This window comes from Corynebacterium tuberculostearicum (genome assembly GCF_046097255.1).
In the GTDB taxonomy this organism is placed as follows: domain Bacteria; phylum Actinomycetota; class Actinomycetes; order Mycobacteriales; family Mycobacteriaceae; genus Corynebacterium; species Corynebacterium tuberculostearicum_J.
Genome location: NZ_CP175770.1, coordinates 1,327,620 through 1,348,312, shown reverse-complemented (window position 1 = coordinate 1,348,312; position 20,693 = coordinate 1,327,620). Strand labels below are relative to the sequence as shown.

Annotated in this window: 20 protein-coding genes; 5 read left to right on the top strand and 15 right to left on the bottom strand. The window is 58.2% G+C overall.

From position 1 onward, the window contains the following. Positions 1-130 precede the first annotated feature (130 nt). The 3 genes from mraZ to ACKFRY_RS06440 all read right to left on the bottom strand — a co-directional run bounded on the left by mraZ (position 131) and on the right by ACKFRY_RS06440 (position 1,954). Positions 131-565 carry a division/cell wall cluster transcriptional repressor MraZ gene (mraZ, locus tag ACKFRY_RS06450; RefSeq protein ID WP_005324499.1) on the bottom strand — a complete coding sequence of 145 codons (435 nt, stop codon included), beginning with the start codon at positions 563-565 and terminating at the stop codon, positions 131-133. Between the two features lie 450 nt (positions 566-1,015). Next, positions 1,016-1,414: a DUF3040 domain-containing protein gene (locus ACKFRY_RS06445; protein ID WP_005328929.1), complete on the bottom strand. Its 399-nt coding sequence runs from the start codon at positions 1,412-1,414 to the stop codon at positions 1,016-1,018. A 108-nt stretch (positions 1,415-1,522) separates the two neighbouring features. Next, positions 1,523-1,954 (bottom strand): SAV_6107 family HEPN domain-containing protein, encoded by a 432-nt coding sequence (locus tag ACKFRY_RS06440; protein ID WP_408922506.1) that lies wholly within the window; start codon positions 1,952-1,954, stop codon positions 1,523-1,525. Between the two features lie 228 nt (positions 1,955-2,182). Here ACKFRY_RS06440 and ACKFRY_RS06435 point away from each other — a divergent pair, with 228 nt between their 5' ends. From ACKFRY_RS06435 to ACKFRY_RS06425, 3 genes are read left to right on the top strand one after another with little or no spacing between them, the layout of a single operon-like run. Further along, a complete protein-coding gene (locus ACKFRY_RS06435) occupies positions 2,183-2,737 on the top strand; it encodes a GNAT family N-acetyltransferase (RefSeq protein WP_049377659.1) in 555 nt (184 codons plus the stop codon). A gap of 50 nt (positions 2,738-2,787) precedes the next feature. Then, positions 2,788-3,867 (top strand): polyprenyl synthetase family protein, encoded by a 1,080-nt coding sequence (locus ACKFRY_RS06430; protein WP_049377660.1) that lies wholly within the window; start codon positions 2,788-2,790, stop codon positions 3,865-3,867. 8 nt (positions 3,868-3,875) lie between these two features. Then, entirely contained in the window at positions 3,876-5,366 is a 1,491-nt protein-coding gene (locus tag ACKFRY_RS06425; protein WP_408922505.1) for an alpha-(1->6)-mannopyranosyltransferase A, read from the top strand. Here ACKFRY_RS06425 and ACKFRY_RS06420 read toward each other — a convergent pair. Beyond that, complete coding sequence (locus ACKFRY_RS06420; RefSeq protein ID WP_080970387.1) at positions 5,335-5,739, bottom strand: Rv2175c family DNA-binding protein; 405 nt, start codon at positions 5,737-5,739, stop codon at positions 5,335-5,337. The genes ACKFRY_RS06425 and ACKFRY_RS06420 overlap by 32 nt on opposite strands. A gap of 10 nt (positions 5,740-5,749) precedes the next feature. Between ACKFRY_RS06420 and ACKFRY_RS06415 the strand changes: the two genes are divergently transcribed. Next, positions 5,750-7,102, top strand: a complete 1,353-nt coding sequence (locus ACKFRY_RS06415; RefSeq protein ID WP_049377662.1) for a protein kinase domain-containing protein — start codon at positions 5,750-5,752, stop codon at positions 7,100-7,102. On the opposite strand, the gene ACKFRY_RS06410 is transcribed toward ACKFRY_RS06415, so the two are convergent. Next, complete coding sequence (locus ACKFRY_RS06410) at positions 7,099-8,487, bottom strand: class II 3-deoxy-7-phosphoheptulonate synthase (protein WP_250408646.1); 1,389 nt, start codon at positions 8,485-8,487, stop codon at positions 7,099-7,101. The genes ACKFRY_RS06415 and ACKFRY_RS06410 overlap by 4 nt on opposite strands. 44 nt (positions 8,488-8,531) lie before the next feature. After that, positions 8,532-9,041 (bottom strand): polyadenylate-specific 3'-exoribonuclease AS, encoded by a 510-nt coding sequence (locus tag ACKFRY_RS06405; protein ID WP_204611416.1) that lies wholly within the window; start codon positions 9,039-9,041, stop codon positions 8,532-8,534. Between the two features lie 74 nt (positions 9,042-9,115). On the opposite strand from ACKFRY_RS06405, the gene ACKFRY_RS06400 reads away from it, so the two are divergent. Next, a complete protein-coding gene (locus ACKFRY_RS06400; RefSeq protein WP_049377665.1) occupies positions 9,116-10,297 on the top strand; it encodes a glycosyltransferase 87 family protein in 1,182 nt (393 codons plus the stop codon). On the opposite strand, the gene ACKFRY_RS06395 is transcribed toward ACKFRY_RS06400, so the two are convergent. The 9 genes from ACKFRY_RS06395 to ACKFRY_RS06355 form a co-directional block, all read right to left on the bottom strand. After that, on the bottom strand, positions 10,203-11,297 hold the full coding sequence (locus ACKFRY_RS06395) for a hypothetical protein (protein ID WP_053087544.1): 1,095 nt from the start codon (positions 11,295-11,297) through the stop codon (positions 10,203-10,205). The genes ACKFRY_RS06400 and ACKFRY_RS06395 overlap by 95 nt on opposite strands. Before the next feature lie 62 nt (positions 11,298-11,359). After that, complete coding sequence (locus ACKFRY_RS06390) at positions 11,360-12,100, bottom strand: 1-acyl-sn-glycerol-3-phosphate acyltransferase (protein WP_005328940.1); 741 nt, start codon at positions 12,098-12,100, stop codon at positions 11,360-11,362. Between the two features lie 23 nt (positions 12,101-12,123). Continuing rightward, on the bottom strand, positions 12,124-13,056 hold the full coding sequence (locus ACKFRY_RS06385; RefSeq protein WP_005328941.1) for an ROK family protein: 933 nt from the start codon (positions 13,054-13,056) through the stop codon (positions 12,124-12,126). 38 nt (positions 13,057-13,094) lie between these two features. Then, positions 13,095-14,198, bottom strand: coding sequence for a glycosyltransferase family 4 protein (locus ACKFRY_RS06380; RefSeq protein ID WP_150850336.1), 1,104 nt, complete (start codon positions 14,196-14,198; stop codon positions 13,095-13,097). Next, a complete protein-coding gene (locus ACKFRY_RS06375) occupies positions 14,199-15,242 on the bottom strand; it encodes a C40 family peptidase (protein ID WP_005328943.1) in 1,044 nt (347 codons plus the stop codon). A gap of 114 nt (positions 15,243-15,356) precedes the next feature. Then, complete coding sequence (locus tag ACKFRY_RS06370; protein ID WP_005324468.1) at positions 15,357-15,986, bottom strand: C40 family peptidase; 630 nt, start codon at positions 15,984-15,986, stop codon at positions 15,357-15,359. 961 nt (positions 15,987-16,947) lie between these two features. Next, positions 16,948-18,570, bottom strand: a complete 1,623-nt coding sequence (locus tag ACKFRY_RS06365; protein ID WP_179386733.1) for a cytochrome bc complex cytochrome b subunit — start codon at positions 18,568-18,570, stop codon at positions 16,948-16,950. Next, complete coding sequence (locus ACKFRY_RS06360) at positions 18,570-19,790, bottom strand: ubiquinol-cytochrome c reductase iron-sulfur subunit (protein ID WP_408922504.1); 1,221 nt, start codon at positions 19,788-19,790, stop codon at positions 18,570-18,572. The genes ACKFRY_RS06365 and ACKFRY_RS06360 overlap by 1 nt, the downstream gene beginning before the upstream one ends. Next, positions 19,787-20,674, bottom strand: coding sequence for a c-type cytochrome (locus ACKFRY_RS06355; protein WP_005324465.1), 888 nt, complete (start codon positions 20,672-20,674; stop codon positions 19,787-19,789). The genes ACKFRY_RS06360 and ACKFRY_RS06355 overlap by 4 nt, the downstream gene beginning before the upstream one ends. Positions 20,675-20,693: the final 19 nt, after the last annotated feature.

Genomic DNA, 20,693 nt, shown 5'->3' with positions numbered 1-20,693 from the left:
CCCTGACTTCCAGTGGTGGAAAGCATGCGAGTGCGTATAGGGCCCTGTCCGAGGCAGGTTTCTGATATCGGGGAAGTACACCAGAATCATCCGCCTCGGACAGAGTCCTTACACGCACTCTTGTGCAGGCTTAGAGCAAGCCTGCCAGTACGTCATCGGCATCTGCTGCCGAATAAGCATCTTCAGTTTGCGACTGGTACTCAGCCCACGCGGCTGCGTCCCAAATTTCGAGAAAGTCCACAGAGCCAACCACAACGCACTCCTTGGACAAGTTGGCATATTCCCGATGCCCCGCGGACAACGTAATGCGCCCATGCCCATCCGGCCGCTGTTCGTCCGCACTTGCTGCCAAGTTACGAATGAAAGCACGTGCTTCTGGGTTGGTTCGAGAAACCGCCGCAGCCTTCCGCGCACGTGCCGCAAATTCCTCCCGCGGGTACACGGCCAGCGAGTGGTCCTGCCCCTTGGTGACCATGAGGCCACCCGCGAGTTCATCGCGAAACTTTGCCGGAAGCGTAAGACGTCCCTTGTCATCGAGCTTCGGAGTGTAGGTTCCGAGAAACATCCCGGCGTCCACCTTCCTTACTCAAAAACTCCGGATTCTCTTACTTCAGAATCGAGACCCTTGAGCCCCTCTTTCCTCCGCTGCGCCCCACTCTACCCCACTTTCCCCCACCTAACCCACTTAAAGCGGCGTGTCCCTCGGATTACTTTCAATTACGTGCAGCTAGATAATGGTTTTTCCGGTGGGAAGAAATCCCGCGAAAGGCCTTGACAGCCCACTACAACCACCCCACTTACCCCACCCGTAACACCAATATAATGCGCCCCACCCCACCCACCGACCCCATATGCTGTGTTATCGAGGACTTTTATCTAAGCCCATGGGGCAACCACCCCACCATTGCCCACCCAGCGCCTCATCCGTGGGGCAAAGTGGGGAATTTTGGCGCGGCACAAAAATGCCCCGGTTGACCCTCACTGGGCCAACCGGGGCGAACTAAATTAAAAAGCGCTAACGCTCCTCAAAGCGGCGACGGAAGTTTTCCTCCAACTTGCCGCTGACTCCACCACTGCGGGACGCGGACTTCTTTGCACGAGCGCTGGAATAATGCCCCTGGGCAGAATGCCCAGATCCATCTCCGCGCAGCATCCACACACCGGCGGCAAACATCACCAAAAAGCCCGCGATAGAAAGCACGATAAACCACAGGCTTTGCTGGGCGAGAGCAACTCCGCCGATAAGCATGCAAAGGCCAACGACAACGAGCGCTACGCCTCGGAGGGTTACCGCACCGCCAGATCCGCCGAACGACGTAGGCTCAGAAACGGAAGCGCCAAACTTAGGATCGTCAGCAAGTAACGATTCCTCAATTTCACGGAGCGTGCGCTGCTCCTGCTCGGAAAGAGACACTGTTCCTCCAACTAGGGATTGAGCTTCGGGCGGTGATAGTTCTATCTATACTAACGCCCAGAATAATCAGTATGTTCCCCAAAAGGTAGTGAGCGCCCCACGGAGTGACTACGCAGCAAAAGTGCCGAAAGTAGTCCCTGCCTCACTTTCATCCAAAAATTGTGCAGCACGCTGCATGAGGCCATAAACATATTCCTCGCTCGGCGCTTCATCCAGCCCCGAAGACACGCGCGCACGAGTCCGCGAATACCCCTTAAAGGATTCAGCCCACCGCTTGTCCTCCACACCGACGAGCGCTAAACGATCCCATGCGCTGGAGGGAAGGCGGCGGCGCCGAGCCACTACAGATGCAGCCACTCGTGCGCCAGCAGTACGTAGAGCCGATTGGTACGCCACCTCTAAGGCTTGATCGAATCGCCCCTCAGCCGCATAACCTCGCGCGGCGTCTAATAATTCTCGTGCCTGAAAGAGGAACCGTGCCCGCTTGCCACCTCCTCGCCCAAGAGAACGGGTACGCGTTGCCGAAATAATCTGTGCCATTGTCTTTGCCCTTAACTAAATAAATAACGTCGTTGAACTGCCCCTGACCCTAAGTAAGCCGCTAGACATTTCAACCCCGAGTATAGTTCACCTGTTCGATTCGAGCAATGTTAATAGCTGGACACACGCTTTCCTCAGTCTTCTTGTTCGATTCACTTTTATGAATTTCGAAGAATATAGCGAGCCCTGCTTTCCCCTCCGCCACAGACTTCTGGTGTCATAGGAAGTGTGAGCTTTGAAATTCGCCGCCTAACCCCGCCGGAATTCTCCCTGCTAGCCCCGCAACTGGTGGAAATCTACATCGAGGCAATGCACTACAACCCCGCGATCTTGCATAGTCGCATTTCAAGCTGGCGAAATGACGTGACCCGCCCCGGATTCAGCGCGCAGATTGCCACCCATGACAATGGCATCGTCGGCGTGGCCTATGGGTTCTTAGGTTCCCCAGATAGCTGGTGGGACGCTGAGCTTCGCCGGGGGCTCCTACTACAAGGCGGGCCCACCGAAGAACAGTGGGACATTGTGCGCAACTACTTTGAGTTGGCAGAGATCCACGTCTTGCCGCAGTACCAGGGGCACGGCCTAGGCAGAAAACTTTTAGAGGGATTGCTATGGAATGCTCCGGCGCGCTACGCACTGTTGTCCACACCCGAGGTGCCGAACGAGGATAACGGTGCCTTCCGCCTCTATAGAGCCGCCGGCTTCTTCGATGTCCTCCGTGATCATCTCTACCCCGCCGATGCCCGCCCCTTTGCCATATTGGGCGCGAGCCTGCCGCTGTAAACCTCTGTTATTTCTTGCGCAGCCTAGCCGGTATCGTGTGGGGTGTGACTATGCAGAATATTCCTGAGCTTGCGGAAATCCCCGGTGCGGTGCGCGAGGAACTCGCCACCTTTCTCGATCAACGCCGAGGGCAGGTGGCGGAAATTGGTGCCCCGGTAACCAAGGCCGTGAGCTTTTTGGAATCCTTCGTACTTGACGGCGGCAAGCGAGTGCGCCCTACCTATGCTTGGGCGGGCTACCTTGCTGCAGGTCGAGGAGAAGAAGAACCCGCGGCTATGCTCCGCGCGGCCGCCTCTTTGGAATTTATCCAAGCCTGCGCTCTTATCCACGATGACATTATCGATGCTTCAAATACCCGTCGCGGCAATCCTACGGTGCACCGGGGCGTCGAAAAGCTGCACCGCGAATCGGAATACTTGGGGGATCCAGAGTTCTTCGGCACCTCCGTGGCAATCTTGGTGGGTGATTTAGCGCTTGTGTATGCAGAAGACATGTTCCAAGATTCCGGCCTGAGTGCGGCCGCTTTGCACCGTGCCCGCAGCCCGTGGCGCGGCATGCGCACTGAGGTTATCGGTGGACAGCTCTTGGACATCTCTTTGGAGGCGGCAGGGTCCGAATCGGTAGAGCTTGCCAATTCCGTCAACCGCTATAAGACGGCCGCTTATACCATTGAACGCCCGCTGCACTTGGGCGCCGCCATCGCCGGTGCGAGCGAGGAACTTATCGCAGCCTTCCGCGGCTATGGGCACGATATAGGCATTGCCTACCAGTTGCGCGACGATCAGCTGGGTGTTTTTGGCGATCCCGCGGTGACCGGCAAACCTGCCGGTGATGATCTGCGCGAAGGAAAGCGAACCGAACTTTTAGCGCTAGCGCTCCAGCGCGCGGATGAGTCCGATCCACAAGCTGCTGCTACCCTGCGCAAGCTCATTGGCCACACCTCAGATCCCCAGGAGCTATCGCGCCTGGCCCAGATCATCGCTGATTCGGGCGCACCAGAAGAAATTGAGCGCCGCATCGATGCCCTAACGCGATCGGGACTGCAGCACCTGCACGCCGCGCAGGTGGATCCCGCGGTGACCGAAGCCCTAGAGCAGTTGGCGATCAAGGCCACTGCTCGCCGCAAGTAGGTTGTGCCGTGGCAAAAACGTACTCTTTCCCCATTCCACGCGCGCTGCCGCTGGGGCTATCTGCCTCCGGCATTTTATTGCTAGCGTCCTTTTCTGGCGGAGCCACCCGCAACCGCGGAGGACTCCTCGAAGCATTAAATATTGGCTTCTTGTCTTATGGGCACGGGCGCAATCTCGGCCTCGCGTTGTACTGGGTGGGCATTTTCCTCTTAGCCGCAGCGTGGGTGCTTGCTGGGCGCACCATCATTCGCCCACAGCTCAAAAATCCTCTCCCCGAGGGCGGCTTGCGCGACATCCAGCGCATCCTCATCGCCTGGGTAGCTCCCCTTTTATTAGCCGGGCCATTGGCCTCACGCGATGTGTATTCCTACCTCATGCAAGGTGCTATGGTTCGCGATGGCTTCGACCCGTATACCGAAGGTGCCGCCGTTAACCCCGGACCCTTCCTCCTTGAGGTATCACAAGATTGGCGCAATACCACCACACCTTATGGTCCCCTTCACCTGTGGATAGGAGAACTGGTCACCAGCCTGGTAGGAGATAACGTCACTGCAGGCGTGGTGATCTATAAGGTTCTTTCTCTGCTCGGGTTTATTGCCATCGCCTGGTCAATCCCCCGCATCGCCCGCAAACTCGGCGCGGATCCTGCGGTAGCACTGTGGCTTGGTGTAGCTAATCCAGTTATTATCGTGCACCTTATCGGCGGCATGCATAATGAGTCGCTCATGGTAGGGCTCGTGTCTATCGGCCTGCTAGCGGCATTGCATCAGCGCTTCCACGCCGCCCTCATCCTCGTGGGCACGGCCGTGGCTATGAAGGCAACTGCGGTTATTGCGGCACCGTTTATCGTATGGATGATGCTCCACCACTACGCTCCCAAGGGCTCCAGTAAGTGGCGACAACTTGCTGTCTTTGTGCTATCTGGCATCGCCGCAGTGGCAGAAATCATCGCCGCAGTAGCCCTCATCACGTGGGTTTCCGGCACGTCATGGGGCTGGCTATCGCAGGTAAGCGGCAATTCCAAGGTGATTAACCCGCTAGCCGGCCCCACCTTGGCCACCGATATTATCTTCCCAGCGGTACAAATATTTATGCCGGATGCGTCCTATAACGCCATCCTGGCCGTCCTGCGCAGCATCGCCATGGCCTGCATGCTCATTGGGCTGGTGGCGGTGTGGTGGCTTTGCCGCAAGGACAACCGCGACGCCATTATGGGCACCGCGGCCGCGTACCAAGTTGCCTTTGTTTTCAATGCCGTGACCCTACCGTGGTACTACGCCTCTATCTTTACCCTGATGGGCACCTTCCGGCCGCCGCTCTGGCTCATCAAATTCACCACCGGCGTGGCCCTGTTTATTGGCGTCTCTTTCTCCGGCGATGGCAATCACCAGCTCTACAACTGGTTCTGGGTGATCGGCATGATTGTGGTGGCGTGGTTTGCCACCCAGTGGATCTTTGAAGGCGTGCCTAAAAAGCGGCAGCCTGCGCGCGGCGAATAACCTCGCGGGCAAGGTGACCGTGCAGGGCATCGATCGGGCGGCCCGGCAGCGAGTCATCCTCGGTAAAGAGATGCTTGAAGATTTCGTCGTCCTTATAGCCGCCGTCTGTCAACACGGTAATTGCGGCAGTTACATGCTTGGCAATCACACCCTTGTCGTTGAAGAAGGCCAGAGGTACGCGCTTTCCTTCTGGGGAATCCCAGGCAATGAACTTTCGGTCCTGGAGCAGGTCATAAGCGCGCGTGATGGGTAGGTCTAGCTTTTCTGCCACCTGCTGCATGCTGAGTAGTTCTTCGTTAGCGAGCAAGGAATCGAGGGATTTTTCTTGGTTAGTCACGTTTTCTACTTTAACGCGGGCTAGATGATCGGCCATACTGGGAAGCATGACTAGGTTGGAAATTGGTGACGTTCTGGAGAATCGTTACCGGATCGATCGCCCCATTGCCCGCGGTGGCATGTCTACCGTCTATCGCTGCGTGGACATGCGGCTGGGGCGAGCGGTCGCGGCCAAGGTCATGGACGAGCGCTATTCCGATGACCCGGTCTTTATCAAGCGTTTTTCTCGCGAGGCTCGCGCCATGGCCCGCTTGCAGCATCCCAATCTCGTGGCTATTCACGATTTTTCCGCCGAAGGCGAGCCCATTTATCTCATCATGGAGCTCATCGACGGCGGTACGCTACGCGAGCTACTGGCCGAGGGCGGCCCCTTTCCGGTGCAGGCGGCCACCTCTACCCTTCGCAATGTTTTGCGCGGCTTGGAGGAAGTGCACTCCACTGGCCTTATCCACCGCGATATTAAGCCCGATAATGTGCTTATTACCTCGCACCACCGGGTAAAGGTGGGCGATTTTGGGCTGGTGCGTGCCACCAATGCCGAGGCTACCTCGGACATGATCGTGGGCACCGTATCCTACCTCGCGCCGGAGCAGGTCACGGGCGAAGAAATTACGCCGGCCTCGGATGTCTATTCAGCCGGCATCGTCCTCTTCGAGCTGCTTACCGGCACCGTTCCATTCTCGGGGGATACTCCCCTAGCGCATGCCACGGCCCGCTTGGATTCTGACGTCCCCGCGCCGTCCTCGCGGATTTCTGGGGTGCCCAAGCTTGTCGACGCCCTCGTGGCCACCGCCACCGCCCGCGATCCCCGCGAGCGCTTCGCCGACGCCGGAGAATTCCTCGAGGCGCTCGATGATGTCTGCCGGGAGCTCGATCTTCCGGACGTGACCATCCCCGTGCCAAGGAACGCTGCCGCGGCGCGCACGGCACAAGCACCCACGGATTTTTCTGGCACTGGGGCCACGGAAATTTTCGAACCCACCCGCAGCATTCCTCAGGGCGAAACGGAGCATCTCGACGGCGGCCCGACTGAAGTCATCCCGCCGCAGCGCCTTAGCTTTGAGACGAAACTGGATTTGCCACAGGCCGGGGCCGCTCCTGAACCGGAGCCGCAACCATTGTCACAACCCCAGGCACAGCCGTATTCCGCGTCCGAGCCCCCACTCGAACCATTTGCGCCGGCAGCTGCCTCTGCGCCTGCACCGGTACCTGCTCCTGTCCCCGAGCAACCGGTCCAAAGCGCACATGAAGAACCCGCCGAGCGTCCGCTGACCAACCGCAATCCGCTGTCACTAGTGCTGTACTTAGTAGTGGTCGCGATTGCGGTGGGCGCGGTGGCTATCGGCGGGTGGTGGTTCGGCTCCTCGCTCTACGGCATGACGCCGAACCTGTGGATTTAGTTACGTAGCATCTCCGCGATGAGGAAGGACAGCTCGAGCGACTGCTGAGTATTAAGGCGCGGATCCACGGCCGACTCGTAGCGGCCCGGCAGATCCACGTCGGTAATGTCCTCGGCGCCGCCCAAGCACTCGGTGACGTCTTCACCGGTGAACTCAAGGTGTACGCCACCCGGGTGGGTACCCAGTTCGCGGTGAACCTCGAAGAAGCCTTGGACCTCATCCACGATCTTGTCAAAGTGGCGAGTCTTATAGCCATTAGAAGCGGTGAAGGTATTGCCGTGCATCGGATCGGACTGCCATACCACCTTGTGGCCGGAGTCTTCCACCGCCTTCACAATGGCAGGCAGAACCGTGCGCACCTTATCGTGGCCCATGCGCGAGATCATGGTCAGGCGCCCCGGCTCGCGGTTCGGGTCCAGCCTTTCCGCGTACTCCACGGCCTGCTCCGGGGTGACGCCCGGTCCCAGCTTGATGCCCACTGGGTTACCAATCATCGCCGCAAAGTTCACGTGGAAATCTTCGATGCCACGAGTGCGCTCACCAATCCATACCTGGTGTGCGGAGAGATCGTAGAGCTTGGTATCGCCGTTATTGTCCTGGCCCAAGCGCAGCATGGAGCGCTCATAGTCCTTCAGCAAAGCCTCGTGCGAGCAGTAGATATCGGCCGAGCGCAGGGTGTCATCATGCACGCCGCAGGCATTCATGAAGTTCAGTCCGTTTTCAATCTCCCGGGCCAAGTCCTGGTAGCGGGCACCAGCGCGGGAATTGCGCACGAACTCGCGGTTCCACTCATGCAGGCGGTAGAGATCCGCAGTGCCGGAAGAGGTCAAAGAACGCACGAGGTTCATTGCCGCCGAAGAGTTCGCGTAAGCGCGGATCATTCGGGCTGGGTCGTGGCGACGAGCCTCATCGGTCGGCTCCACGGCGTTGACAATGTCACCGCGGTAGTTCAGCAAACCATTGGAGTCCGTATCGGAAGAACGTGGCTTGGCGTACTGGCCAGCGATGCGGCCGAGTTTAACCACGGGAACGGATGCGCCGTAGGTCAACACCACGGCCATCTGCAGCAGCGTTTTCACATTGCCACGGATATGCGGCTCAGTATTGGACTCAAAGGTCTCCGCGCAATCGCCGCCCTGCAGCAAAAAGGCGTTACCCAAGGCAACGTCTGCCAGCTTCTTCTTGAGCGCCTCGATCTCGGGCGCAACCACGATGGGCGGCACGGACTCGAGAATCTTGCGCACGTTATCGGCCTGGGAAGTATCCCAGCTGGGCTGCTGCTTTGCGTCACGCTTGATGACGTCCTGGAAGACCTCGTCGATGCCGGCGGGCAATGGCGGAAGGTCTGGCAGAACGCCTTGCGGAATATCTACTGTCCAACTCACACTGCTATTTAACCATCAAGCGCCTATCGCGAGTTAGTTAAATTCTAGATATTAATTCTATTACCCTTAGACAGCGGAAGCACCTGGGCGCAGGCTCGGAACTTGGCGAGGTTATGGCGGGCGTCGACAAGCGCATCGTGATTGCCCTTAGGCACGGCCGGCAGGCTCGGTCGCCCTGCAAATTCCCAATACTGCTTCAGCTCGCGGGTATAGCGTGGCATGCGCTTTGGCAGTCCGGCCATATCGCCCCACAGCTGCGCCAAAACCACATGATCATAGGCGCCCACCCACGCCCACAGCTCTACCGGAGTTGAGCTCTGGGTCAGGAACTCGAAGACCTCCGCGCGAATGGTCTCCAGAGGCTTCCATACTGGGTCCCGCGGGCTGGGCAGCTTGGCCAGTACATTGTCTTTGACCCAAGAATTGGCCTTGGACGGATCGAAATCCGTAGACACGGCGTAGTACTCGCTGCCATTCTCACCGACGATGCCGATGGAGACCAATTCAATGGTTTGTCCATCTTCGATAAATTCGGTGTCATAGAAGTAGCGCACGTCTCCCAAGCCTAGTGCCGCCTAGTCTGCGGCGATAAATTGGCCCCTTAAAGAGACGGTTGTAGACTTCTGGCGTGAAGAAATCTTTGTGGTTTACTGCTTTGCCCTTGTGCCTCTCTGCCCTCGTGGCCCTTTGGTGGCTCATTGATATTCCGGAGCTTTTCTCCGGCCATTTTTCCACGTATTACCACATTGACCTGGACGTTTACCGCGAAGGCGGGGCCGGCTTTGGCAGCGACCTCTATTCCAAGGACTACCTCGTTGGCAGCAATCGCGATGTCTCTCTTCCCTTCACCTATCCGCCCTTTGCGGCGCTGCTCTTTGCCCCACTGAGCTGGATTCCCCTCACTGCTGCAAGCATCCTGGTTTCTATCGCCTCCTTTCTTGCGCTGTGGGGCTGCATAGCCTTGGTTCTGCGCGCCGTTGATTGCCCTGGCTGGGCAGGCTGGGCGCTGCTAGCGGCAATGCTTACGGAGCCGGTAACGGAGACCTTTAGCTTCGGGCAGGTCAACATCCTGCTCACCGCACTCGTCGTGGTCGATATCCTCTGGCTGCGCCCCGGACGCGGCAGGGGCGTGCTTACCGGCATCGCTATGGCGATCAAGCTCACCCCTGCGGTATTTCTCGCCGTATTTTTCGTCCGCCGCGAATGGCGCGCATTTTTCAGCGCCCTGGGTTCCTTTCTGGCAGCTGGGCTCATCGCCTTCGCCTGCAATCCGCATAGCTCCATCCAGTACTGGAGCGAAACGCTGCGCGATTCCAACCGCATAGGTGGACTTGCCTATAGCTCCAACCAATCCCTGCGCGGTTTCTTTAGCCGCCTAGTCCCCGAACACGCTGAAAAGCTGTGGCTTGTAGCCGTAGTCCTCGTCGTTGCCATCGTGTGGTTTGCTATGGAGCGCCTCTCCCACGAGAACCAGGCGGTACTCATGCTGCTGGCCGCTTCAGTATCGCTCCTGTGCTCGCCGGTGTCATGGTCACACCACTTCACCTGGCTAGTATTGGCGGGCGTGCTGCTAGTGGCGCGGCGCCACTGGGCGCTCGGGGCGCTGACGTGGCTGGCGCTTTTGGCCCGCGGCCATTGGCTCGTCCCCCATGCCAATGACCAAGAGCTGAACTGGGCATGGTGGCAGCACATTGTGGGCAATGACTACGCCATCGTTACCGCTCTGCTGGTTCTTTGCTCGCTACCATTGGCTCTACGACGGGCCGGCGCTTATCAATCCGCGGCGGAACCAGCGTCCAGCCAAGGATAGGGACCTTCCCGAGGACCCAGAGCGCTACCGACGCCGCAGCGGAGTAGAAGAAGCACATTCCGATCCAGAACCAGGTGTTTTCCATCGGCCACTGGCCAGCAAGGCTCACCACATAATCGCGGTGGGCCATGAAGAAGCCGTACCCCAGCGTCATGCCGATTGGGTGGGCCAAGTAGATGGGCAGGGTATGCCGGCCCACGAACTTTACAAAAGTGGACAGAGCCGGAACATGGCTAATAAGCACAGCACCAACGATGCCCGCTGGGGTTTCAAGCGTCTGCTCCGCAAAGCGGATCAACAGGTCTAGATCGCCTCGGCCAAGAATGTCCCCGCCTGGCAGAGGCCACTGCACCGCTACCTCGCCTTCGACGGCATTCCAGGTGTGCCGAATGGTAAGTCCCGCGATGTAGCTGATGATTGCCGCGCCATATGCCCACATAGAGCCCTTGCGGAAGGTGCCTTTAAAGGGTGCTTCGGCGGCGTCGGCAAACCGCGTAATAGGCCCGCGGAGATAGGCTGCACCGACGAAGATGGGCAAGAACATGATTGCCTTGCCAATAAAGTAATAATGATCCTGCCACGCTATAAACAGCAGCGGTGCAAAGCTCAGGCCAATGCCTGCCCACGCGGGCAACTTGCGTACGGCCCACAAAAATATATTGAAAAAGATAAGCGCGTGAATGAACCACGCCATGGTATGGCCCAGCAGCAGGTTATAGAGCAGATCCGTAAGCTGCAGATAAGGATCACCAAATACCCAGTGGTACTCGATGCGCTTAGTCCACAGCTCAACGGTCATCCACACCGTATAGGGCACGAGAAAAAACCAAAGGCGGCGGGTAAAAAGCTCGCTGAAAGAATAGCGAAAGATCTTGGTAGAGAAATAGCCGGATACGAGGAAAAACAAGGGTAGGCGGAGCGGGTCCAGCCACATGTTTAGGTCAGCCAACCACGTTAGCTCACCTTCCGGAACCACCAGCGTGACGTGCAAGAGCACCACGCCGATAATGGATACGCCTTTAGCGGTATCTGGCCAAGCTAAGCGGGCCTTGGGAATAGTGATTACCTCCCCTTGTATTCGGCGCCGGCGGGGTAACCATGGCCGGCTTTAAGCGAAGCCTTCACATCGGAGGCGTACACATCAACATAAGGCTTATCGCTCAGCTCGGCCAAATCGCGCATCACAAAATCCGTGAAGGCGCGGATAGTCTCATGCTCGGCCGGATTCATCCCGCGCTCCTTGGCCCACTCATGCGGCCAAATGGGGTCTCCTACCCGCACGCCAACCTTAAATGGACGGGGAATCCACGAGCCAATGGGATTGGCCTTGCGCGAATTGATCATCGCAATGGGAAATACTGGCTGATTAGTCTCCATGGCGATGCGCGCCATGCCGGTACGGCCCTTGTACACACGGCCATCTGGGGAACGAGTTCCTTCCGGATAGATACCGAAGAGATCGCCGCGGGACAAAATACCCTCTGCGGTTTCCACGATGGCGTCGCCTGCGTCCTCGCTATCGCGCTCAATGGGGACCTGGCCTACCGAGGTAAAGAACCACTTTTGCAGGTTGCCGACAAGACCCGGAGTGGTGAAGTATTCCGACTTAGCCGGAAACGTGATCTGGCGCGGGCACACCAAAGGAAAGAAGAAGGAATCCATGACGGCCTGGTGATTCGACACCAAAATCGCAGGACCCTCAGCGGGGATTTTCTCGATGCCCTCGGTCCACGGGCGATTCCATACTCGCAGGGCGGGTCCGAAGAAGATGTGCTTAAAAGCCCAGTACCACTTGTTTTTCATCGCCAGGTCGTCCTTTGTTAGTTTTAACGGCCGCTGCGGGCCAAATCGGCTACGCCAATCATACCCGCTGCCGACCCTAATTCTGCGGTGGCAACACGTGCGAGGGGGCGATGCCCTGCCCCGACAATATCCTGCCCCATGGCTTGGGCAGCGCCCTCGAGATAGAGGTCCGCATCTTGGGATACGCCGCCGCCGAGCACGATGAGCTCCGGATCCAAAACATCAGCAACAATGGATAGGCCCTGGCCCAGCCACCGGCTGAAGTCTTCCATTACCGCTACGGCAAGCGGATCTCCACGGCGCGCCGCTTGGGTAATTTCCTTACCGGTGGGCTCAGCCGGCAGCGAGGTTTCATAGCTCCCACGCAAATCGGCGCAGGTATCCGGCAACGCGGTGCCGGAGGCATAGCGTTCCAAGCAGCCGCGCTTACCGCAGGAGCACTGCCGACCATTAGGGACTACCACGATATGCCCAAATTCTGGGGCGGTGCCAAACGCGCCGCGGTAGATGGTGTCATGCGTCATCAGAGTGGCACCGATACCTGTTCCTACCGCAAAGAAAACCCAATCCTCCGCTCCACGGCCGGCGCCAAAGCACCACTCACCCCACGCGGCGGAATTTGCATCATGCTCCAACCGCACGTGCATACCGAGCTTCTGCGAGAGTGATTCCCGCACATTGGCGTGCCGCCAGGGAAGGTGCGGGGCGAAGCGCACTACCTCGCACGTAGGATCCAAAAATCCCGCCAAGGCGAGGCCAACGGCGTCCACCTCATAGTCAGCGCGCAGCTCATTGACAATGCCCACAATATCCGCTTCCAGCTGCTCGGCGTCCATGGAAGTAGGAACCGTGCGGCTCGCGAGAATCTCACCCTCCCGAGTGATCACTCCGCCGCGCACGTTGGTGCCACCGACGTCGAAGCCGATAGTCAGATCGGCGGAGTTGTTCTTAAGCATGCATAACAGAATATACCGACAACCGGGTTAGGGTCACATCAAGACATCAGCTGCCGCAATCGCTGCCCCATTATCCGCCACGTCCAATTCTCTTCCACATGGCGACGCCCCGCCTGCCCCATGCGCAGCCTACGCTGCGGGTCGGCCAGGAGAGCTTTCAACGCTTCAGCTAGTTCCGGCACAGAGGCGCCCTTGACGACGACCCCCGTCTCCCCCGTCATCGTCTCCGGTGCTCCTCCGGAGTCTCCGGCGATAACTGGCAGGCCGCACGCTTGGGCCTCCAAATACACGATTCCCAAGCCCTCGACGTCTAACCCACCGCCACGGGTGCGTGCCGGCATGGCAAAAACATCCGCTGCGTGCAAAGCAGTCTCAATGCTTTCTGCTTCTTGGATCACTGCGTCCGGGCAGTACATTTCCGCCAGTTGCTCTAGGGCCGAGCGATAGCGTCCGCGGCCTATAAGCAGTAGCCGTGCATCCGGGAATTCTTCACGCACTAGAGGCATAGCGCGGAGCAGCTGGTCTTGACCCTTGCGCGGGACAAACCGCGAAATGCAGACGATGGTCGGCCCGCTGACCCCGAACTCTGCCTTCGCCGCTGCGCGTTGCTCCGGCGTGGCTGGAGAAAGGCCCTCCACGCTCACTCCGGAAGGCAGGTGCTCCCAGCGCGGATTCGGTCCAAATGGTCGACGCAACCGACGCAGGGTGTAGTCGGAAATATAGGTAATCACGTCAGCATGGTCACCAATACGGCGCAGGCACTGCCGTGCCACGGGCACCATTGACCACCCCACTTCGTGCCCGTGCGTGGTAGCAACCACACGGGTGGCACCCGCCTCTTTTGCAGCCTTGCCCATCAAGGCAAGGGGCGCGGCGGCGCCAAACCAGACGATGTCGATATTTTCTGCGCGGATGATCTCCTGCATCCGACGCACCGTGGCGGGCGTCGGCAACATCACGCGGCGAGGCCAGCGGATGACCTTGTAGTCCACCCCGGCATCGAATTCCGCCGGCGATTCCTGGGTTGAGGCAAAGACCACGACATCGCGCGGATCTAAGGTTGCTACGAAATCGCGCAGGTAAGACTGAATGCCGCCAATCTTGGGCGGAAAGTCATTGGTTACCAGCAGAACGCGGGCCACTTAGTACCGCGCCGTTCCGGTAATCGGCATGGACTTCAGCGGTACTACCTGAACAGGCACGCCATAGGTAGAGGCATGGACCACCTGACCATTACCGATGTACATGCCCACGTGCGTTACCCCAGGGTAATAGCCCACGATATCGCCCGGCTGTAGGTCTTCCAACGGTACCGATGTGCCACCTGCAATCTGAGCCTGCGACGTACGCGGAATGGACTTGCCAATCTGCTGATACGCCCAGAACATCAGGCCGGAGCAGTCAAACTGATCGGGGCCAGCCGCACCCCAGCCATATGGGGCGCCCAGCTTCGACAACGCTGCGGAAGCAGCGCCATCTGCGACCTCGCCCAGATCCATATCCGGCTTATCAGATCCGCCGAACTGGCCTTCCCAAGCCTCGCGTTGCTGTTCATCGAGGGCGTCCACCTGCTTCTCGATGTCCTTTTGCTGCTTTTCCAGCTCCTCTTTCTCCTTGAGGAGCTCTTCACGCTGCTCTTCCAGCGCCTTCTTTTCCTCGCGCACCTTGGCAGCGGCGTCAGCAGCCTTATGCTTTTCCTCTTCCGCCATGGACGCAGCATTTGCCTTCGCATCAAGCGTGCGCTGGGCCTTGCGGGAAAGCGCGCCGAGGTAGCCCATGCGCTCTACGGCATCGGAAGGATCTTCCGCTGCCAAGGCCCCAGACACTGCCGAACGGGAATCACCGCGGTAGCGCGACTGTGCGATGCCGTTGACACGGTCCTGCTGGGTGGAAACATCGCCCTTCGCATCGTCCGCACGCGTTTGTGCCTCAGCGGCGGCCTGCTCAGATTCAGCAACCTCAGCCTGCTTTTCCTCGAGCTTGACCTCGAGCTCTTTTACTTCTTCATTCTTGGCAGAAACCTTGCGCGCAACTTCGCCAACGCGCTTTACCAAGGCGTCCACATCTTCGGTGGCGCTCTCCTGTTGTGGAGCCGCCTCCTGCGCAACAACCTGCGAAATCCCAGAAACCGACGAAACAGCAAGAGCCGCCACAAGTGCAGCTGCAGGAAGTACTCGTTTAGACACGTAAGGACCCTTAGACTAAGAAAATTTTAGAAATCGTATTAACTATAGCGGGTTTTACCCCCTAATGCACGACAAAGCCCTCCCCGCGAAGGGGAGGGCTAGATCCGCTGCTTCTTAGAAGCGAACTGCGGAGTGAATCGGCATGTAGTTCAGGTCGCGCTCCTGAACTGGGACGCCGGAGTTGAGGGCGTCGATGATGGTGCCGTGGCCGGTGTAGATACCAACGTGGGAAGCGCCACCGTAGTAAGCAATGATGTCACCCGGCTGCAGCTGATCCAGCGGTACCGGGGTACCGGCGGCAGCCTGTGCCTGAGAGGTACGCGGAATCTGCTTGCCAGCCTGAGCGTATGCCCAGCTGGTCAGACCGGAGCAGTCAAAGGCGTTCGGGCCAGCGGCGCCGTATACGTACGGGGAGCCGATGACGGAGCGTGCTGCAGCCAGTGCCTTCTGGCCAACGGTCTGCTGTGCCGGAGCGGCCTGCTTGTGGCCAGCTGCTGCGTAGTTGGTGTTCTGCTGGTTAGAAACCTTACCCAGGGACGGAACGTAGCGGTCGATGTTCGGAACCTGGTCAATGTTCGGGACGTTTTCCAGACCTGCTACCTCAAAGCGGTAGTCAGTATTAGGTACGACGACCTCTGCTGCCTGTGCGACGCCCGGTGCGACGACGGCGGCGGTTGCAGCCAGTGCTGCAGTAGATGCGATGCGACGGGTGTTCTTCATGCCCTGACGACGGTGCTGTGCCATGAGTAAAACTCCAAATCTTCCTGCGCGCCTACTCCCCTTGTAAAGGAAGCTCTGACCCTGGGGGACTAGCGTTCGTTGGGAATCCGTTCCTTTAGGATTTCCTCCGCTCGGCCCCTCAGTAGGAGGGGCCAGATGCGGCGCTGTAATTCTTCTGTTTAGATTGAGCACCTTTTCGGGCGGTAACTCAATGTCTCGAATAGGTTACGAAATCATCACAAGCAATGTCCATTCGCGACACCAAAATAACGTTTGTTATCGCTTCGTTACCTTCCGTTGACCTTGTCGAGATTTAACCTCCACACGGACGCTAGTTCCCACCAGAATTAGAGGCTTTAAGGTCACAAGCTGCACAAACGACAGAGGATGACAGACACCCGACCAAGAATTACCCTTACTAAGAAAACGCTTAACAATTAAGAGAATTCTAAATTGTGACTTTCAGCACTAAGACATTTTGGCAGCCCCTTCTTCCCCACCAATTGACTCCTCTACCGCACGCCTAGAGCCTAGTTTTCATCGCAACTGCGCCCCGCTTTGCCGCCTTTCCTTGCGGTGGTTCTAGCTAAACCGCTTTCCGACGCCCCCTAACGCGCTCAATCGACGAGCGAAACGTGCTTCCAGCAAACAAAGACTTCCGGCATCCACACCCATCTGAGCCCACGCACTAGGCTCCTAAAGCTACAAAGCATGAGAGAACCACTAACCACCGACAATTCGCGCACCAGAACACGTACTAAACCGACTACACAACAAGCTTCAGCAGCAGCCCTTCAAATGCTTCAAGATTCATAAAGACTCACAGAAGCGCAACAGCTCCCCCTTCAAAATCTCTTGTTGCAGCTAGAAGAATAAGGACTGGGTTCGGAATTGATCTTTACATACGCAAGACCCGCCCTTGCTCCTTTAATAGGAGCAAGGGCGGGTCTGTGAGCGTGTTTCGAGAAGTCCTCAGGAAAAGCGGTTAGATGCGGCCGTTTTCCTCGTCCTCACGGCGGTTAGCCTCGTTGAGGCGGCGGAACATCTCCGCTTCCTCGTCGTGGTTATCCGAGTGGATTTCGTGTACTCGGTGCATGAGGGCCGGATCATCAGGGCTGAAGGTGCCCTGAGTCTCGGAGTCCGCAAAGCCAAGCTGGTTGAGCTGCTTCGGCACCTGAGCGCCTGCGTACTCGAGCGGAACCGGGTGACCATCGGCGTCAACCGGGCCGAGTGGCTGGTGAACCTCAATGAAGGCACCATTCGGCATCTGCTTGATAACGCCGGTTTCAATACCGTGCTCCAACACCTCACGGTCAGAGCGCTGCAGACCAACGCAAATGCGGTAGGTCATGAAGTACGCAATCGGTGGCAGCACGATGAGGCCGATACGACCAACCCAGGTCATTGCGTTCAGCGAAATCTGGAAGAAGTGTGCCACGTGGTCGTTACCACCGGACAGGGTAACCAGCAGGAAGAACACGATGGCAGCCGCACCAATAGCGGAGCGGGTAGGAACATCGCGCGGACGCTGCAGTAGGTTGTGGTGTGCATCGTCACCGGTGAACTTCTTCTCCAAGAACGGGTAAGACATAAGCAGGACGACCATGAGGCCACACAGCAGAGCTACCCAGAACGCGGAAGGAATGGTGTAGTTACCGAGGTAGAGCTCCCATGCCGGCATGACACGGGCAACACCGTCAGTCCACAGCATGTAAATATCCGGCTGAGAACCAGCGGAAACCTGGGATGGGTTATAAGGTCCAAGCGTCCAGATGGCGTTGATGGTCAGCAGACCAGACATCAGCGCCAGTACGCCAGCAACCATCATGCCCATACCAATAGCCTTGGTGGCGAAGACCGGCATAATGCGGACGCCAACCACGTTGTTCTCTGCACGACCCGGTCCAGGGAACTGGGTGTGCTTCTGGAACCAAACCATAATCAGGTGGGCTGCAATCAGGCCAAGGATGATGCCCGGAATAACCAGAACGTGCAGGATGTAGAAACGATCCAGCATCAGGTCAGACGGGAAGTCACCGCTGAAGATTGCCCAGTGCAGCCAGGTGCCGATAATCGGCAGGCCCAGGATGATGGCCGACATGATTCGCAGACCAACACCGGAAAGCAGGTCGTCCGGCAGGGAGTAACCAAGGAAGCCCTCGATCATGCCCAGCAGAATAAGTGCGCAACCGATGATCCAGTTTGCCTCACGCGGACGACGGAATGCGCCGGTGAAGAAGATGCGCAGCATGTGCGCAACCATGGACATCATGAACAGCAAAGCTGCCCAGTGGTGCATCTGGCGCACGAACAGGCCACCACGAACTTCGAAGGAAATATCCAGCGCGGTGGCATATGCGCGGGACATTTCTACACCGTTAAGCGGTGCATAGGTGCCGTCGTAAATGACCTTGGTGATGGAAGGGTCGAAGAACAGCGCCAGGTAGATACCGGTCAGTACAAGAATGATGAAGCTGTATAGCGCCATCTCACCGAGCATGAAGGACCAGTGGGTCGGAAAGACCTTGTTCAGCTGAGTCCTCAGCACGCCGGCGGCGCTATAGCGCTCATCCATGTTGTTGCCCATTTGGGCGAGTTTATTGCTCATTATGACTTACGCTCCCAGAATGCCGGGCCGACAGGCTCAATGAAGTTGCCCTGTGCAACGAGGTAGCCCTCGTCATCCACCGTGATAGGCAGCTGTGGCAGTGCACGGGCAGCCGGGCCGAAGACCGGCTTGCCGTAGTGCAAAGCGTCGAACTGCGACTGGTGGCACGGGCACAGGATTCGGTTGGTCTGCGCCTCATACAGAGAGGTCGGGCAACCGATGTGGGTACAGATCTTGGAGTAGGCGTAGTAATCGCCGTGGTGGAAGTCTTCCTGACCTTCGCGCTCGATTGCCTTCTGAGCGTCATTATGACGCAGGCGAATCAGCATGACCGCATTGCGGTTGCCGTGAATCGAGTGCATGTGGTGCTCGTAGACATCGCACTCGGCATCGTACTTGTCGCCATCGTTAACGTCTTCTTCTGCCAGCGGGAAGACGGTCTCCATGCCGCCTGCCGCCAGATCCTCCGGGCGCACACGAACCAAGCGGGTAACACCCTTGGTGCTGTAGTGCTCACCGGTTTCGCCAGAGTGCTTCTCGGCGATAGTACCGGTGTCGCGCGCCAGGTAGAGCTTGACGCCTTCATTGTGCATGGTCCAACCGGAAGTCCACAGAGTGCCGTCACCGGCATAGTTCATATTGTGGCGAACCTTCCAAGGGTTCCTAATTGCGCCGCCCAGCGGAGCAATCACGGTAAGACCGAACAGAACGCCGGCGCCGCCCAACAGACCCTGAACGGTCTTGCGGCGACCCAGAGTGGAGGTCTTCCAAGAATCGTTCAGAAGAGCGGTCAGGGTACGGCGGTCAACTTCTTCGGAAGGACCGTCGTGACGACGCTGAACGGAAATCTCCTCAGGGAGAATCTTCTTAACGTACTGAACGATGGCGATGCCCAAGCCGCAAATTGCGAGGGCTGCAGTAATACCCAGCAGAGGGGTGTAGAGGGTGTGCCAAATGTGGCCCTCCTCCCCTAGCTGCTTGTACTGCCACGGCCAGAACAGGTAAACGCCGAGGAATCCGAGGCCTCCGATGACGGACAGGAACAACCAGATAGCAACGTTACGTCCAGCGCGCTTTTCAGCCGGGTCACCTTCGACTGGGAAGCGCTCCTTGCGGAACGCAACGGTGACGTCGTCGAGCTCGGTACCAAGAGCAGCGAGTTCATCGTTGCTCATCTTGTCGAGCTCAGCGTTAGTGTAATTCTTCTTCACATTGCTCATGAGCGCGATCCAATCCACATAGCGGCAGCGCACAGGGCGCTAATGCCGATAATCCACATTGCCAGGCCTTCCGCTACTGGGCCAAGACCGCCGAGGTCCCAACCTGCTGGGGAAGGAGTTTCCTTTGCAGACTTGAGGTAGGCAATGATGTCCTTCTTCTCATCTGCGGTGAGCTGGCGGTCGGAGAACTTAGGCATGTTCTGCGGACCAGTCAGCATTGCCTGGTAGATTTCCTGCTCGCTTGCCGGAGCCAGCTCCGGAGCGAACTTACCGGAGGACAGGGCGCCGCCCTGGCCGGTGAAGTTGTGGCAGGAAGCGCAGTTCATGCGGAAGAGCTCGGAGCCCTTCGCTACGTCTTCTGCCTGGATTTCGCCATTGTAGTTAGCACCACGCAGCGATTCCTGAGCAACGCTTCCGTCGTCGTTGTAGACAATGTCTGCGCCGCCGCCGTTGGCTGCAACATATGCAGCCAAGGCCAGAGTCTGCTGCTCGGTGTAGCGAGGAGCCTTACGCTCTGCCTGGGCGTCGTTAGACATCATCGGCATACGGCCGGAGTGCACCTGGAAGTACACGGAGCCAGCACCGATACCAACGAGGGACGGACCGCGACCTTCGATGCCCTGCAGATTGGCACCGTGGCAGGTGATACAAGCGGTGTCATAGATGTCCTTACCCTCTTGGACGAGGGCTTGGTCATCTTTTTCCGCCGTGGCGACCTGTGCGTCCGGGGTCAAGGCAGAAGCCAAGACGCCCGCACCGGACAGGCCAATCGCCAAAGCGAAGCCACCGGCAAGGGTACGCTTCGCCTTGCGGCGACGGCGGGTCTTCTTAGCCGCCGCAGTGGTCTGCTCCACTGCCACGGACTGCGAATTGTTATCCATCATTTTCCTTTAGATAACTCGA

Excerpts from the sequence above, each read along its gene's own strand:
- ACKFRY_RS06415 (WP_049377662.1), top strand. The coding sequence starts at position 5,750 with ATGACTAGGTTGGAAATTGGTGACGTTCTGGAGAATCGTTACCGGATC.
- mraZ (WP_005324499.1), bottom strand. The coding sequence starts at position 565 with ATGTTTCTCGGAACCTACACTCCGAAGCTCGATGACAAGGGACGTCTT.
- ACKFRY_RS06385 (WP_005328941.1), bottom strand. The coding sequence starts at position 13,056 with ATGCTTAAGAACAACTCCGCCGATCTGACTATCGGCTTCGACGTCGGT.
- ACKFRY_RS06360 (WP_408922504.1), bottom strand. The coding sequence starts at position 19,790 with ATGAGCAATGTGAAGAAGAATTACACTAACGCTGAGCTCGACAAGATG.
- ACKFRY_RS06420 (WP_080970387.1), bottom strand. The coding sequence starts at position 5,739 with ATGGCCGATCATCTAGCCCGCGTTAAAGTAGAAAACGTGACTAACCAA.
- ACKFRY_RS06365 (WP_179386733.1), bottom strand. The coding sequence starts at position 18,570 with ATGAGCAATAAACTCGCCCAAATGGGCAACAACATGGATGAGCGCTAT.
- ACKFRY_RS06390 (WP_005328940.1), bottom strand. The coding sequence starts at position 12,100 with ATGAAAAACAAGTGGTACTGGGCTTTTAAGCACATCTTCTTCGGACCC.
- ACKFRY_RS06430 (WP_049377660.1), top strand. The coding sequence starts at position 2,788 with ATGCAGAATATTCCTGAGCTTGCGGAAATCCCCGGTGCGGTGCGCGAG.
- ACKFRY_RS06370 (WP_005324468.1), bottom strand. The coding sequence starts at position 15,986 with ATGGCACAGCACCGTCGTCAGGGCATGAAGAACACCCGTCGCATCGCA.
- ACKFRY_RS06440 (WP_408922506.1), bottom strand. The coding sequence starts at position 1,954 with ATGGCACAGATTATTTCGGCAACGCGTACCCGTTCTCTTGGGCGAGGA.
- ACKFRY_RS06355 (WP_005324465.1), bottom strand. The coding sequence starts at position 20,674 with ATGATGGATAACAATTCGCAGTCCGTGGCAGTGGAGCAGACCACTGCG.